This is a genomic window from Faecalibacterium prausnitzii, assembly GCF_003324185.1.
Taxonomy (GTDB): domain Bacteria; phylum Bacillota; class Clostridia; order Oscillospirales; family Ruminococcaceae; genus Faecalibacterium; species Faecalibacterium prausnitzii.
The window spans coordinates 1-13630 of record NZ_PXUP01000006.1 but is presented as its reverse complement, the minus strand read 5'-3'; the positions used below and the strand labels follow the sequence as shown (position 1 = coordinate 13630).

11 protein-coding genes and 1 tRNA gene are annotated in these 13630 nt (G+C 58.3%); 6 read left to right on the top strand and 6 right to left on the bottom strand.

The window, feature by feature from the left end; genetic code table 11:
- Positions 1–24 precede the first annotated feature (24 nt).
- From C7J97_RS05270 to C7J97_RS05260, 3 genes are read right to left on the bottom strand one after another with little or no spacing between them, the layout of a single operon-like run.
- The gene (locus C7J97_RS05270) at positions 25–759 is read right to left on the bottom strand and encodes an ABC transporter permease (protein WP_005922233.1); all 735 of its coding nucleotides are present in this window, start codon (positions 757–759) and stop codon (positions 25–27) included.
- Positions 760–763: 4 nt separating this feature from the next.
- On the bottom strand, positions 764–1513 hold the full coding sequence (locus tag C7J97_RS05265; protein ID WP_113992905.1) for an ABC transporter permease: 750 nt from the start codon (positions 1511–1513) through the stop codon (positions 764–766).
- Position 1514: 1 nt separating this feature from the next.
- Positions 1515–2441, bottom strand: a complete 927-nt coding sequence (locus C7J97_RS05260) for an ABC transporter ATP-binding protein (protein ID WP_113992904.1) — start codon at positions 2439–2441, stop codon at positions 1515–1517.
- 165 nt (positions 2442–2606) lie between these two features.
- On the opposite strand from C7J97_RS05260, the gene C7J97_RS05255 reads away from it, so the two are divergent.
- Positions 2607–3326: a response regulator transcription factor gene (locus C7J97_RS05255; protein ID WP_113992903.1), complete on the top strand. Its 720-nt coding sequence runs from the start codon at positions 2607–2609 to the stop codon at positions 3324–3326.
- Positions 3323–4690 (top strand): sensor histidine kinase, encoded by a 1368-nt coding sequence (locus C7J97_RS05250; protein WP_113992902.1) that lies wholly within the window; start codon positions 3323–3325, stop codon positions 4688–4690. Before C7J97_RS05255 ends, C7J97_RS05250 begins: the two co-directional genes overlap by 4 nt.
- Positions 4691–4761: 71 nt before the next feature.
- Here the strand turns inward: C7J97_RS05250 and C7J97_RS05245 are convergent, their stop codons facing one another.
- Positions 4762–5751 carry an RluA family pseudouridine synthase gene (locus tag C7J97_RS05245; protein WP_112121486.1) on the bottom strand — a complete coding sequence of 330 codons (990 nt, stop codon included), beginning with the start codon at positions 5749–5751 and terminating at the stop codon, positions 4762–4764.
- A gap of 169 nt (positions 5752–5920) precedes the next feature.
- Here C7J97_RS05245 and C7J97_RS05240 point away from each other — a divergent pair, with 169 nt between their 5' ends.
- From C7J97_RS05240 to C7J97_RS05225, 4 genes are all read left to right on the top strand, one after another.
- Positions 5921–6640 carry a JAB domain-containing protein gene (locus C7J97_RS05240; protein WP_055186335.1) on the top strand — a complete coding sequence of 240 codons (720 nt, stop codon included), beginning with the start codon at positions 5921–5923 and terminating at the stop codon, positions 6638–6640.
- A 93-nt stretch (positions 6641–6733) separates the two neighbouring features.
- Positions 6734–8791: an excinuclease ABC subunit UvrB gene (gene uvrB / locus C7J97_RS05235; RefSeq protein ID WP_005922217.1), complete on the top strand. Its 2058-nt coding sequence runs from the start codon at positions 6734–6736 to the stop codon at positions 8789–8791.
- Positions 8745–11645 (top strand): excinuclease ABC subunit UvrA, encoded by a 2901-nt coding sequence (uvrA, locus tag C7J97_RS05230; protein ID WP_394371849.1) that lies wholly within the window; start codon positions 8745–8747, stop codon positions 11643–11645. Before uvrB ends, uvrA begins: the two co-directional genes overlap by 47 nt.
- A gap of 154 nt (positions 11646–11799) precedes the next feature.
- Positions 11800–11877: transfer RNA gene (locus C7J97_RS05225), tRNA-Pro, on the top strand.
- 134 nt (positions 11878–12011) lie between these two features.
- Here C7J97_RS05225 and C7J97_RS05220 read toward each other — a convergent pair.
- A complete protein-coding gene (locus C7J97_RS05220; RefSeq protein ID WP_242983444.1) occupies positions 12012–13109 on the bottom strand; it encodes a tyrosine-type recombinase/integrase in 1098 nt (365 codons plus the stop codon).
- Between the two features lie 75 nt (positions 13110–13184).
- Complete coding sequence (locus tag C7J97_RS05215) at positions 13185–13385, bottom strand: helix-turn-helix domain-containing protein (protein ID WP_005927005.1); 201 nt, start codon at positions 13383–13385, stop codon at positions 13185–13187.
- Positions 13386–13630: the final 245 nt, after the last annotated feature.

Here is a 13630-nt window from a genome sequence, read left to right as displayed (position 1 = left end):
AATCGTCATGCGCGCTGCCGTGCCTTACGCCCGCACATCTTCCCGGCGTAAAAGCAGCCATGCCAGAAGGAACATCGTCCCCAGCCAGAAGATGCAGCTGAAGGCAAACAGCCCGTAGCTGCCAGCCAGAGCATCCGCACTTCTGTTGGAGTTCATTCCGAGTTGCATCAGGGAATAGGGCCACAACAACCCATGACCCTTGGAGCTGATAAAGATGCCGGTAATGCCGCCCAGCAGCCCCAGAAAAATGGGCACGGCAAAGCTGCGGATGACCATGGCCAGCACCAGCTGTGCGGCAATGACAGCCAACGCACCCAGCAGTCCCCGCAGTAAAAACAGAGGTAAGGTGACCGGCGGCAGCCCGGGCAGATGGGCAAATACCTTGCCGCAGAACACGAACAGTGCAAACACAAAACCGTGGGTCAGAAGCGCCAGCTTTGTCACCACCGCAAACTTTGCTGCAAACAGGTCCAGCGGCGGTACAGGGCTTGCCATGATAAGGTTCCAGTTGTGCCCCAGATGTTCCAGCCGCCACAAGTAGGCAGCATAGGTGGCTACCATGGCAGGGAAGAAAAGCATGGAATAAAACAGGGTGTGCTGGGTCCACAGGCTATACCAGCCGTCGGTGAGGATCTCAAGATTTTGCAGATAATTGAAGGTGCCGTAGGTGGCCGAAAGAATGGGCAGAACAAAGAACATTGCCCAGATGGGGGATGCGTGGAGTTTGCGGTTCTCCGCAAGAATGCAGCGTTTCAGCATGGTTTTATACCTCCTCGTCCTGTACCTTGCGCCACGCAAGGGCAAACAGCACAGCGCCCAGCGCAAGGGTAAAGGCCAGCAGCCCCCAGTTGAAGGAGCGGGTGCCGTAGGTGACAGTGTGGGTGGCCTTGTCCCAGTTCGCCACTTCGTAGGCGCTCAGAGGGATGTAGTACCCAAAGGGCACAAAATAACTGGCAAGCGGCGGCATAAAGGCAGAGAACAGCCCTACCAGCGCCCCTACAATGCCCACGCAGAGCGCCGGCAGGGGATTGCCTACCCACAGCATCAGCAGAAATTCTCCAAAGAAGAGCATTGCGTCCACAGCCAGCGTGCAGACGAACAGATAGCATAGCTGCCCAGTGGGAAAGGCTTCGGTATAACCATGGACACGCCCCAGCACCGGAACACAGGCCAGCTCCAGCACCGTGACCAACAGCACCTCCAGCACTCCAAAGACCGCCTTGCCTGCAAACAGGCTGCGGCGGCTCTGCAGGGTGTAGAGCAGCTTGGCGGTGTTGCCTTTGATCTCCATATCCCACAGCCGGGAGGCCAGCACTGCCATCATCACCGGCATCAGAATGGCTTCAATGACGGGCAGGCTGTAAAGCAGGGCGCTGTAACCGTTGGCGAGCTCCTCCGGGTCTGCCGGGGCAAGGCCGCCCACCCACAGCACGATAATGCCGGGGATGAGCAGGCAGAGAGCAAGGTCGTGCCGACGGTGGGCTTTTTGCAGTTCTGCACGGAAAGCTGCCATCTTATGCCACCTCCCCGCTGGTCTGGGTCAGGCTGAGGAAGATGTCCTCAAGGCTCTTTGTCTGCGCAGTCAGTCCCACCACACCCACGCCGCTTTCGGCAAGGGTACAGACCAGCGCCGCCAGCGCTTCGTCCGGCAGCGGGGGAAGCTGCAGGGTGTCCGGCTGGTCTGCCGGTGCAGCGGCTTTTACTCCCTGCTGCTGCAGGACGGCTGTGGCTTTGGGTGCGTCCAGCACCCGCAGCAGAATGCCGCCCCGGCTGTGCTTTTGCAACTGCTGCAAGGAGCCCTCGAACAGCAGTTTGCCGTGGTTCAAGATGCCCACCTGATCCACCATCTGCTCGATTTCTCCCAGCAGGTGGCTGGAGATCAGCACGGTGGCTCCGGTGGTCTGGGGCATGGAAGCGATCAGACTGCGCATTTCCTGAATGCCTGCCGGGTCCAGACCATTCGTAGGTTCGTCCAAGATCAGCAGTTTGGGGCTGCCCAGCAGCGCCATGGCAATGCCCAGCCGCTGCTTCATGCCAAGGGAATACTGCCCCACCTTCCGGTCAGCGTCTTTTGTCAGGTGTACGATCTCCAGCACCCGGCTGATGTCCTTCCGGCCCACGTCCTTCAGGTCAGCCACGATGGAAAGGTTTTCCCGGGCGGTCAGATGCAGGTAACCGGAGGGGGCTTCGATCAGACTGCCGGTCTGCCGCAGCAGGGCGATGCGGTTTGCTTCGTTCAGGGTGTGCCCCAGCAGTTCCACACTGCCGCCGGTGGGGTGTACAAGCCCCAGCAGCATCTTCATAGTGGTGGATTTGCCCGCACCGTTGGGGCCTAAAAAGCCGTAAACACAGCCCTCCGGGACAGTCAGGTTCAAATGATCCACCACCGGACGGCCATGGTAGCTTTTGCAAAGGGCATGGGTCTCGATCACAGGTTTCATAAAGGGTCTCCTTTCGCATTCATGGTTTTCGGAACGATGCCAGAATACACCTGCTGCCTTAAACTGACCGGAAGCGCAGCTTAATTTACCCTTAAATTTGCAGGTGTTTTCCGCTGCGGCGCAAAAAGTGTGGTATAGTAAAGGCGGGAAAGGAGAACTGCCCTTATGGATACCGTTTATGATGCAAAGCTTCTCATCGTGGATGACAACGCCGAGCTGCTGGCACTGCTATGTGAGCAGCTGCGGGGCGCAGGATATGGCCATATCAGAACTGCCCAAAGCTGCGCCGCTGCCCGCGGCTGCTTTGCGGCAAAGCAGCCGGAGCTGATGATCCTGGATATCAACCTGCCGGATGGGGATGGATTTTCGCTGTTCCGGGCGCTGCGGGCAAAAGCGGATGTCCCGGCGCTGTTCCTCTCCGCACGGGACGCGGATGCCGACCGTCTGTTTGGGCTGGGTCTTGGCGCAGATGACTACCTGACCAAGCCTTTTCTGATGCAGGAACTGCTACTGCGGGTGCAGCATATTTTGCAGCGGGCGTACCGGGCAGAGCTGTCCCGTACAAAACCGGCACCTTTGCAGCTGGGGGAGCGGTGCGTAGACTTGAATGATGCCATTGTTACCCTGCCGGAGGGCAAAACACTGACGCTGACCGCTACCGAACTGGCGCTGCTGCGGAAATTGGCAGAGAACCGGGGACACATCGTTACCTACGATGCCCTTTGTGCGGCGGTCTGGGGCGCAGATTACTATGGCTACGAGAACAGTCTGGGTGTACATATCCGGCATCTGCGGGAGAAGCTGGAAGCCGAACCCGGTGCGCCGCAGTTTCTGCGGACGGTGCGGGGCATTGGCTATAAGCTGACAAAGGGGGAAGAAACATGAAAACCTTTGTGCGCCTGATCCGGCGGTATGTGCTGGCGGCGGTGGGCATTGTTCTGCTGCTGTTGTTTTCCGGTGTTGCGGTGCTGGGCTGGCTGGGTTGGCAGGAGGGCTGCCGCCTGCCGCAGCGGGAGTATTCCTCCAGCGAGATCGCGGATTCCATGGTGGAGACCGCCGAAGGGCTTGCCTTTGGGGCAGAACGCACCCCGCAGGAGTGGATGAATGGCTACGAGTGGGCGATGGTGCTGGACGATGTGGGAAACATCCGCTGGAGCTACGGCCTGCCGCAGGAACTGGACCATGCCTACACTCCCGGCGATATCGCCAAATTTGCCCGCTGGTATCTGGCAGATTACCCGGTGTTCTGCTGGACAGAACCCTATGGACTGTTCGTCATCGGGCTGCCAAAGGGGAGCCTGTGGAAGTACAGCATTTACAGCTCACCGGACTTTGCCCTGAGCATGGTGCGGGTGCTCCCGGCAGCAGTGCTGGGAATGCTGCTGCTGGGTCTGGCGCTCTGCTTCTGGCTGAGCTGGCGGGGGGCAAAGCGGCTGGAGACCGTGGCAAACGGTCTGGAAGCGCTGGCGCAGGGGCAGACCGTTCAACTGCCTACGGATGGTTTTGCCGGGGAACTGGCAGAAAAGCTGAACCAAACCGGGGCGCAGCTGCAAGCCAAAAATGAGATGCTTTCCCGGCGGGACAATGCCCGCACCCAGTGGATCGCAGGGGTCAGCCATGACGTGCGCACCCCGCTGGCGCTGATCTTAGGCTGGGCGGAGCAGCTGGAACAGGATGCACTTTTGCCGGACAGCTCCCGGCAGAAAGCGACCGGCATCCGCACCCAGTGCGAAAAACTGCGCACCCTCATTGATGACCTGAACCTGACCAGTAAGCTGGAATACGGTGCCCAACCCCTGCGCCGGAAAGACCTCCGGGCAGGGCCGCTGTTCCGGCAGCTGGTGGCGCAGTTCTGCGAAAGCCCACTGGCAGAGCGCTGCGAGATCACACTGGAACAGGAAGAACCAGCAGAACAGACCGTGCTTTCGGTGGATGAGGCGCTGCTGGCACGGCTGCTGGAAAACCTGATGAACAACAGCGTCCGGCATAACCCAAAGCCGGTGAACATTACCGTGCACACCCGGCGGGTAGGGGAGCGCTTCTGCCTGACCGTAGCGGATGACGGCATCGGCTATCCAGCTGCCGTTCTGGTGGCACTGAACGCTGCGGAGCCTGCCGAAAATGCGCCCCATATCCTTGGCTTGTATGTAGTGCAGCAGATCGCCGCCGCCCATGGCGGCACGGCAGTGTTCGGGCAGAACACCCCCTGCGGGGCAAAAACAACGGTCTGGCTGCCCGGCCGGGCGTGAACGGGGCAAAAAAGAAAATAGCGCAAAAAACAGACCGCTGCTTGCAGTTGTTGCAAACAGCGGTCTTATTGTTATGCGTTTTTGCTTTTATCCAGCGCGTCAAACTGCTGTAAGATCTGGGGGTCTTTCAGCTTGATGACCTTGCCGGAGAGGTAGTGCAGGGTGTTTTCCTCCGGTATATCCAGAAAGCTGATGCGCACCGCGCACAGTGCCTGCGTCTTGGTGCCGGTACGCTCGTTCATCTTGCGGTTGCCGTATTTGATATCGCCCAGCACCGGCTTGCCCAGATAGGCCAGATGAGCGCGGATCTGGTGGGTGCGCCCGGTGACAAGGCCAATCTTGCACAGGGCAAAGGGGCCTGCGGTGCGCAGCACGTCCACGTCCGTAATGATCTGCTTGCGGCGCTCGTCCTGCGATTGATGGGCGTGGATGCTGACCTTGTTGTTTTTCTCGTCGTGCTCCCACCATGCGGTGAACCGCCCGGACTGCGGAATGCCCACCGTGATGGTGTAGTACTCCTTTTTCAGCAGGTCGGTGCGGATGATCTCGTTCATGTCCCGCAGGGCGGCGTAATTCTTGGCGGCGATCACCAGCCCCTCGGTGCCGCGGTCCAGCCGGTTGCAGATGCCGGGCTTGAAGCGGTTCTCACCGTGGGGGTCGTATTCGCCCTTCTGGGTCAGGTACTGGGTAAAGGCATCCACCAGATTGGCATCGCCGGTGCGGTCGCTGTGGCACAGCAGATGGGTAGGCTTGTACAGCACCGCAAGATTTTCGTCCTCGTAGATGACCGTCACCTTGGGCTGATTGGGCTGCTTTTTGGGGGCAGCCTTCTGCACCGGCTTTGCGCCCTCGGGAGGGAAGAACTCGTCGTTGATGTACAACTCGATCAGGTCTCCCGCCTGCAAACGGTACTCCGGTGCGGCCTTTTTGCCGTTCACCTTCACCCGCTTGTTGCGGAAACTCTTGTACAGCAGGCTGGTGGGAAAATCGCGGGTCACGCTCTGCACAAAGCGCGAAAGACGCACGCCGTCATCGTTGGCGGTGGCAGTAAATTGTTTCATAAAGCTATCCTCATCGTTTTTGTCAGAATTATGCTTTTATAGTAATACAGGCGGGGCGGGAAGTCAACGCGCATTCCGGTGCAAAATCCGGGTTATTTTTGCAGAACGCTTGTGTTTGCGCCGCAAAATGGGTACTATAAGGAAAGAACATAGAAAAAGGAGTACCGCTATGGCAGAGAATAAACGGCACAAGGGACATCGCCAGCGGATGCGGGAGCGGGTGCAAAGCTACGGGCTGGACAGTCTGGCCGAGCACGAGGCGCTGGAATATGTGCTTTACCTGACCAACGCCCAAAAGGACACCAACGGTATCGCCCACGATCTGATCGATCGGTTTGGGGATTTTGCGGCGGTGCTGGAGGCCAGCGAGGAGGAACTGTGCACCGTGGAGGGCGTAGGCCCCTCTACTGCCCGGATGCTGCATCTGCTGCCCCAGATCAGCCGGTACTATGGCCGCAGCCGCACCAGCACCACCCGCTGCATCAAGACTACCGAGCAGATGGGCAGCTACCTGATGGCAAAATTTGCGTGGTCGGACTACGAGCGCGCCATGCTGGTCAGTCTGGACAGCCGCAAGCGGGTGCGCGCCGCCGTCTGGCTGCGGGAGGGCACCTCCGACCGGGTCAGTCTGGATATCAAAAATGTGGTAGCAGCCGCCATCAAGGGCGGCACGGACGCCGTGGTGCTCTGCCACAACCACCCCAACGGGGTGGCGCTGCCCTCGCTGGAGGATATGGACGCCACCGGCAGCATTGCCCGGGCGCTGGGACTGGTAAATGTGCACCTGCTGGACCACTTTATCCTGACCGACACCGAGTATTTTTCCATGCGGGACGCCAACCGCCTGCCTATCTACGATTTCAAGACCGGCACGCTGTTCTGGCCGTAAAACAAAAAACTGTTTACATTATAAAATGTGCGTGCTATAATACAACTTGAAGCAACAACTGATTGTGGTTATGCGCACGGAAGGGAGAAAACGATGGCAGAGGAAAAATTTGAACTGGTGTCGAACTATGCCCCCACTGGCGACCAGCCTCAGGCGATCGCGCAGTTGGTGGAGGGGGTGCAGCGGGGTGACCGCTGCCAGACCCTGCTGGGCGTGACCGGCAGCGGCAAAACCTTTACCATGGCCAACGTCATTGCCCAGTGCAACCGCCCCACGCTGGTGCTGGCGCACAACAAAACGCTGGCGGCGCAGCTGTGTACCGAGTTCCGCTCGTTTTTCCCCAACAATGCGGTGGAGTACTTCGTCAGCTACTACGACTACTACCAGCCGGAGGCCTACATTCCCAGCACCGATACCTATATTGAAAAGGACAGCGCTATCAACGACGAGATCGACCGCCTGCGCCATTCGGCTACGGCGGCACTTTCCGAGCGGCGGGACGTCATTATTGTGGCCTCGGTGTCCTGCATCTACTCGCTGGGCGACCCCATCGACTACCGCAGCATGGTCATCAGTCTGCGCCCCGGGATGCAGATGGAGCGGGATGAGTTGTGCAAAAAGCTGGTCACCCTGCAATACGAGCGCAACGACGTGAATTTTGTGCGCAATAAGTTCCGGGTGCACGGTGATACGGTGGACATCTATCTGGCCTATATGAGCGAGCTTGCCATCCGGGTGGAGTTCTTCGGGGACGAGATCGACCGCATTACCGAGTTCAACCCCCTGACCGGCTCCAAGCAGAACGTGGTCAAGCATGTTGCTATCTTCCCGGCCAGCCACTATATCGTCAGCGCGGAAAAAAAGGCCGCTGCACTGGAAAAGATCCGCGCCGAGTGCGATGCGCAGGTCAAACAGTTCACCGCCGAGGGCAAGCTGATCGAGGCGCAGCGCATTGCCCAGCGCACCAACTACGATATCGAGATGCTGAACGAGGTGGGTATCTGCAAGGGCATCGAAAACTACTCGGCAGTGCTGTCCGGTCGTGCGCCGGGCAGTATGCCCACCACCCTGCTGGATTATTTCCCGGAGGATTTTCTGCTCTTCGTGGACGAGAGCCACGTCACCTTGCCGCAGGTGCGCGCCATGTACGGCGGCGACTACGCCCGCAAAAAAACGCTGGTGGAATACGGTTTCCGTTTGCCGTCCGCCTTTGATAACCGCCCCCTGAAATTTGAGGAGGTGGAGTCCAAGCTCAACCAGATGATCTTTGTCTCCGCCACCCCCGGCGAGTACGAGCGCCGGAACAGCTCACAGGTGGCGCAGCAGGTCATCCGTCCCACGGGTCTTTTGGACCCGGTCATCTCGGTGCGCCCGGTGGAAGGGCAGGTGGTGGACCTGCTGGGCGAGATCAACGCCCGCATCCAGCGGCAGGAGCGGGTGCTTGTGACCACCCTGACCAAAAAGATGGCCGAGGATCTCACCGATTACCTCACCGAGCAGGGGATCAAGGTCAAGTATATGCACCACGAGGTGGATACCTTTGAGCGGATGGAGATCATCAAGGATCTGCGTTTGGGCAGCATCGACGTGGTGGTGGGCATCAACCTGCTGCGCGAAGGTCTGGATTTGCCGGAGGTGAGCCTTGTGGCCATTCTGGATGCCGACAAGGAGGGCTTTCTGCGCAGCGAGACCAGCCTGATCCAGACCATCGGCCGCGCCGCCCGCAACGCGGAGGGCATGGTCATCATGTACGCTGATGTGGTGACCGACAGCATGGAGCGCGCCATCACCGAGACCGAGCGCCGCCGCGCCATCCAGATGGCCTATAATGAGGAACACGGCATCGTGCCCAAGACCATCGTCAAGGCCATTGCTGACAGCATCGAGATCAGCGATAAGGCCGAAAACGCCAAGCGCAACACCCGCCGCATGGGCAAGATGGAGCGGGAAGCTGCCATCGAGCGCCTGACCCGGGAGATGAAGGAGGCTGCGAAGCTGCTGGAATTTGAGCACGCAGCCTTCCTGCGGGATCAGATCGACCGTCTGCGCCGGGGCGAAAACCCCACCGTGGACTCCGCCGCCGAGACCGAACGCAAACAGAACCATGCACAGACACAACGAAAAGGGAGAAAATACCTTGGCAAACGATAAAATCATCATCAAGGGTGCCCGCGAGCACAACCTGAAAAATATCAACCTGACCCTCCCACGGGAAAAGTTGATCGTTATGACCGGCCTTTCCGGTTCGGGCAAGTCCAGTCTGGCTTTCGATACCATCTATGCCGACGGTCAGCGCCGCTATGTGGAAAGCCTTTCCAGCTACGCCCGGATGTTTCTGGGGCGGATGGATAAGCCGGACGTGGACGAGATCACCGGTCTTTCGCCGGCCATCTCCATCGACCAAAAGACCACAAGCCACAACCCCCGCTCCACCGTGGGCACTGTGACTGAAATTTACGATTATCTGCGCCTGCTGTACGCCCGCATCGGCGTGCCGCACTGCCCGGTGTGCGGGCGGGTCATCAGCCAGCAGACCGTGGACGAGATGGTAGATGCCGTCCTCAAGCTGGAGGAGGGCACCAAGTTCCAGATTTTAGCCCCCGTGGTGCGCCAGCGCAAGGGCACCCAGCAAAAGGAGCTGGATGCCGCCCGCCGCGCCGGTTACGCCCGCGTGAAAATCGACGGCAACCTGTATGATCTGGACGAGGAGATCAGTCTGGAAAAGAACATCAAGCATACGGTGGAGATCGTGGTGGACCGTCTTGCTTTGCGCAAGGGCATCCGCAGCCGTCTGGCGGATTCGCTGGAAACGGCGCTGGCGCTCACCGGCGGCGTAGCCGAGGTGGACGTCATCGGCGGCGAGTGCATGACCTTCAGCCAGAACTTTGCCTGCCCGGAGCATGGCATTTCCATCAGCGACCTGTCGCCCCGGCTGTTCTCCTTCAATAACCCGCTGGGTGCCTGCGAAAAATGCACCGGCCTTGGCACCTTTATGCGGGTGGATGAGGATCGCATCCTGCCCAACCGCAGCCTTTCCATCCGCGAGGGTGCCATCAAGGCCAGCGGCTGGTACTACGCCGAAGGCTCGGTGAGCGAGATGTACTACCTTGGTCTTGGCAAAAAATACGGCTTTACGCTGGATACGCCCATCAAGGAGATGAGCACCGAGGCGGTGAACGCCCTGCTCTACGGCACCAACGGCGAAAAGATCGAGATGCACCGCACCAACGAGTTCGGCAGCGGGGTGTACTACAACACCTTTGAGGGCATTGTGGAAAATCTGGAGCGCCGCTTCCGCGAGACCAGCAGCGAGTGGATGAAGGAAGAAATCGGCAGCTTTATGTCCGGCGTGGAATGCCCGGACTGCCACGGCCAGCGCCTGAAGCCGGTGGTGCTTGCCGTGACCATCGGGGACAAGAACATCAGCCAGTTCTGTGAGATGTCCATCCGGGACGAGCTGGAATTTATCAAGCAAAACGAGTCGAACCTCACCGAAAAGCAGCAGCAGATCGGCGGCCAGATCATGAAGGAGATCAAGAACCGCCTGCAATTCTTGCAGAGTGTGGGTCTGGATTATCTCACGCTTGCCCGGGCGGCGGGCACGCTTTCCGGTGGTGAGAGCCAGCGCATCCGTCTGACCACCCAGATCGGTAGCGCCCTGTCCGGCGTGCTCTATGTGCTGGACGAGCCCTCTATCGGCCTGCATCAGCGGGACAACGATAAGCTCATCGCTACCTTGAAAAACCTGCGGGATTTGGGCAACACGGTCATCGTGGTAGAGCACGACGAGGACACCATGCGCAGCGCGGACTATATCGTGGACGTAGGCCCCGGTGCCGGCGTGCACGGCGGCGAGATCGTAGCCGCAGGCAGCGTAAAGGATATCTGCAAGGCCAAGCGCAGCATTACCGGCGACTATCTCTCCGGCCGCAAGCGCATTGCAGTGCCCCAGACCCGCCGCACCGGCAACGGCCACTGTCTGACCGTAAAGGGCGCACGGGAAAATAACCTGCGCAACATCGACGTCAGCTTCCCTCTGGGGGAGTTCATCTGCGTCACCGGCATTTCCGGCTCGGGCAAGTCCAGCCTCATCAACGAGATCTTGTACAAAACGCTGGCCAGCGAACTGAACGGTGCCCGCTCCCGCGCCGGCAAATGCGATGGGGTAGAGGGGCTGGAGTTCGTGGATAAGGTCATTGGCATCGATCAGCAGCCCATCGGCCGCACCCCGCGCTCCAACCCCGCCACCTACACCGGCGTGTTCAACGATATCCGCACCGTATTCTCCCAGACGCAGGACGCCAAGATGCGCGGCTACGGCCCGGGACGGTTCAGCTTCAACGTCAAGGGCGGCCGCTGCGAAGCCTGCGAGGGCAACGGCATTCTGCAGATCGAGATGCACTTTTTGCCGGATGTATATGTGCCCTGCGAGGTGTGCAAGGGCGCGCGCTACAACCGCGAAACGCTGGAAGTAAAGTATAAGGAAAAGACCATTGCGGATGTGCTGAACATGACCGTGGAGGAAGCGGTGGTGTTCTTTGCCAACCAGCCCAAGATCGCCCGCAAGCTGCAAACGCTGCTGGACGTGGGTCTTGGCTACGTCACCTTGGGGCAGAGCGCCACCACCCTGTCCGGTGGCGAGGCGCAGCGCGTAAAGCTGGCCAACGAGCTTGCCCGCCGCGGCACCGGCAAAACGGTGTATATTCTGGACGAGCCCACCACCGGCCTGCACATTGCAGACGTGCACCGCCTGATCGAGGTGCTGCAAAAACTGGTGGACGTGGGCAATACGGTCATCGTCATCGAGCATAATCTGGATCTGATCAAGTGTGCCGACCATATCATCGACCTTGGCCCGGAGGGCGGTAGTGCCGGTGGCGAGATCGTGGCCGAGGGTACCCCGGAGCAGGTGGCCGCCGTGCCCGGCAGCTTTACCGGCCAGTACCTGCGCCCGCTGCTGGAACGCGACCGTGCGCAGCGCGCCGCAGAAGCGGAAAAACACTGAAAACAGCAAAAAACAAAAAAGCGCGTATCCGTGTAAAAATCAGACTTTTCTCAGAAAAAACCAAAAATAATCGAAAAATCTGTTGACAAAACGGCCTTGCCTGAGTATAATATCTCTTGTCGCCACGCTTCGGTAGGGAAGCGGCGGTCGATATCCGGGTGTAGCGCAGTTTTGGTAGCGCGCTTGAATGGGGTTCAAGAGGCCGTGAGTTCGATTCTCGCCACTCGGACCATAAATCCAACGATTTCACGTTAGAAATCGTTGGATTTTTTTGTTTATAGGCTGACCTCATTTGGTTTTGACCACAATTTTGACCACAATGCCAACGATTTTATCTGGTCTAATTAGTGCCGTTCCATCCAATTTTCAGGCCGAAAACGCCTCACTGAACAACTGGATCGCACTCTGCCGAATGGATTCCTGAACATGGAGATAATGTTCAGTCATCTCGGTGTCGGCATGGCCTACGATGCTCTGGATGGTCTGGATATCCACGCCCAACGCCTGCATCTGCGATACATAGGTGTGGCGGCAGCTGTGCGGTGTGAGCAAGCGGACATCGCCCGCTTCTTCCAGAGATTTGCGGAACACATCCCGGAAATGGGTGGGGGTGCAGGGCAAGCCGGTCTTGGGGCTTTCCCAGATGAACTGGTCGGTGGTATCCCGCAGCTTGATGGCACACGGGCGGACATTCAGCGGCACCGGAATATCCCGGATACTGTCTTTGGATTTCGGACTGCCGATGCTGACTGTACCTTTTACGACCTTTACTGCCTGCCGGATGTGAATGACAGAGCCATCTTCTTCAATAAACTGCGGCTCCAAAGCCAGAAGTTCCTGCATTCTCATTCCAGTGCCGAGTAAAAGCCGGATGCTCAAGCCCATGCGGTCATCGGGCAGTACCTTCATCAGGTGTGCGACTTCCGCTGTGGTAAAGGCTTCCTTGCGTTTTGCGGTGCCGGATGCCCGCATCTTTTCAGCAAGCCGGACCGGGTTGCGGCGCACAAGGTCATTGGCTTCTGCCTTTTGAAAGATCTGGTAGAGCATCCCTCGTGCCTTGCTGATGTAAGAATCCGAGCGGCCATCGCGCCGCATCCCTTTCAGGAAGTTTTCAATATCGATCGGGCGTATGACGGTCAAGGGGCGATGATAAAATCCCTCTTTGAGCATTTTCAGGCAGTATTTGTAGCTTTCCTGTGTCGTGGGAGCGATATTATCCTTGTGACCCTCGAACCATGTATCAGCCCAATCCTCAAAGTACAGGATCGTGTCCAGCTGGACACCGCTGATAAGCGCATCCTGATACTCTTTCAGTTTGAGCTTGACCTCCTTCTGAGTCTTGCCATAGAAGGTCTTGAAGCGCGGCGAACCATCTTTCTGGTAGCCGTCCATCATACGTAATTCCCAGCGACCATCGCTGCGGTGGCGAAGCGTACCCTCGCCGTGTGAACGTTTGCTTGGCATATTGCCTCCTTCCTGATGTCAAGTCGTTTCGGGAATAGTATAGAAAAAGAAACCTCTTGAATCAAGGATGTCAGATCAGCCATTTACGCTGTCCGTGATCCACTGAAGAAAACGGTCTTTGGGTACGACCATCCGCTTACCGATGTGGAGCGTGGGAAAGCCGTCCGAACGGAGCAGGATGTAAGCGTTGGCGCGGGAGATGCCCAGCGCAGCAGCGACATGATCGGCTGTCAGAGTGATGGGAAGCTGCTCATACGAAGTGAACTGAGAGCGCATAGAATACCTCTTTTCTCTGAATGCTGTACTAACTGAATAAACGAAACCTATATATTGTAGTCTTAATATGTAACAAGGGGCATCTGCGGTTTGCGGATGCCCCTTGTGTATATGGGAGACTAACTATTAAAAGTCAAGCCCCAAAATGAAAAAATCCGTCTGCCGACTGCTGCCCCTGACAAACAGCATTCAAATGCCATAATCAATGCAGCGAGGGCGACGGAGAGAATAGCAAAGCAAGCCCG

Bases quoted from the DNA above. Each gene is read 5' to 3' on its own strand.
- C7J97_RS05270 (WP_005922233.1), bottom strand. From the start codon at position 759: ATGCTGAAACGCTGCATTCTTGCGGAGAACCGCAAACTCCACGCATCC.
- C7J97_RS05265 (WP_113992905.1), bottom strand. From the start codon at position 1,513: ATGGCAGCTTTCCGTGCAGAACTGCAAAAAGCCCACCGTCGGCACGAC.
- C7J97_RS05260 (WP_113992904.1), bottom strand. From the start codon at position 2,441: ATGAAACCTGTGATCGAGACCCATGCCCTTTGCAAAAGCTACCATGGC.
- C7J97_RS05255 (WP_113992903.1), top strand. From the start codon at position 2,607: ATGGATACCGTTTATGATGCAAAGCTTCTCATCGTGGATGACAACGCC.
- C7J97_RS05250 (WP_113992902.1), top strand. From the start codon at position 3,323: ATGAAAACCTTTGTGCGCCTGATCCGGCGGTATGTGCTGGCGGCGGTG.
- C7J97_RS05245 (WP_112121486.1), bottom strand. From the start codon at position 5,751: ATGAAACAATTTACTGCCACCGCCAACGATGACGGCGTGCGTCTTTCG.
- C7J97_RS05240 (WP_055186335.1), top strand. From the start codon at position 5,921: ATGGCAGAGAATAAACGGCACAAGGGACATCGCCAGCGGATGCGGGAG.
- uvrB (WP_005922217.1), top strand. From the start codon at position 6,734: ATGGCAGAGGAAAAATTTGAACTGGTGTCGAACTATGCCCCCACTGGC.
- uvrA (WP_394371849.1), top strand. From the start codon at position 8,745: ATGCACAGACACAACGAAAAGGGAGAAAATACCTTGGCAAACGATAAA.
- C7J97_RS05220 (WP_242983444.1), bottom strand. From the start codon at position 13,109: ATGCCAAGCAAACGTTCACACGGCGAGGGTACGCTTCGCCACCGCAGC.
- C7J97_RS05215 (WP_005927005.1), bottom strand. From the start codon at position 13,385: ATGCGCTCTCAGTTCACTTCGTATGAGCAGCTTCCCATCACTCTGACA.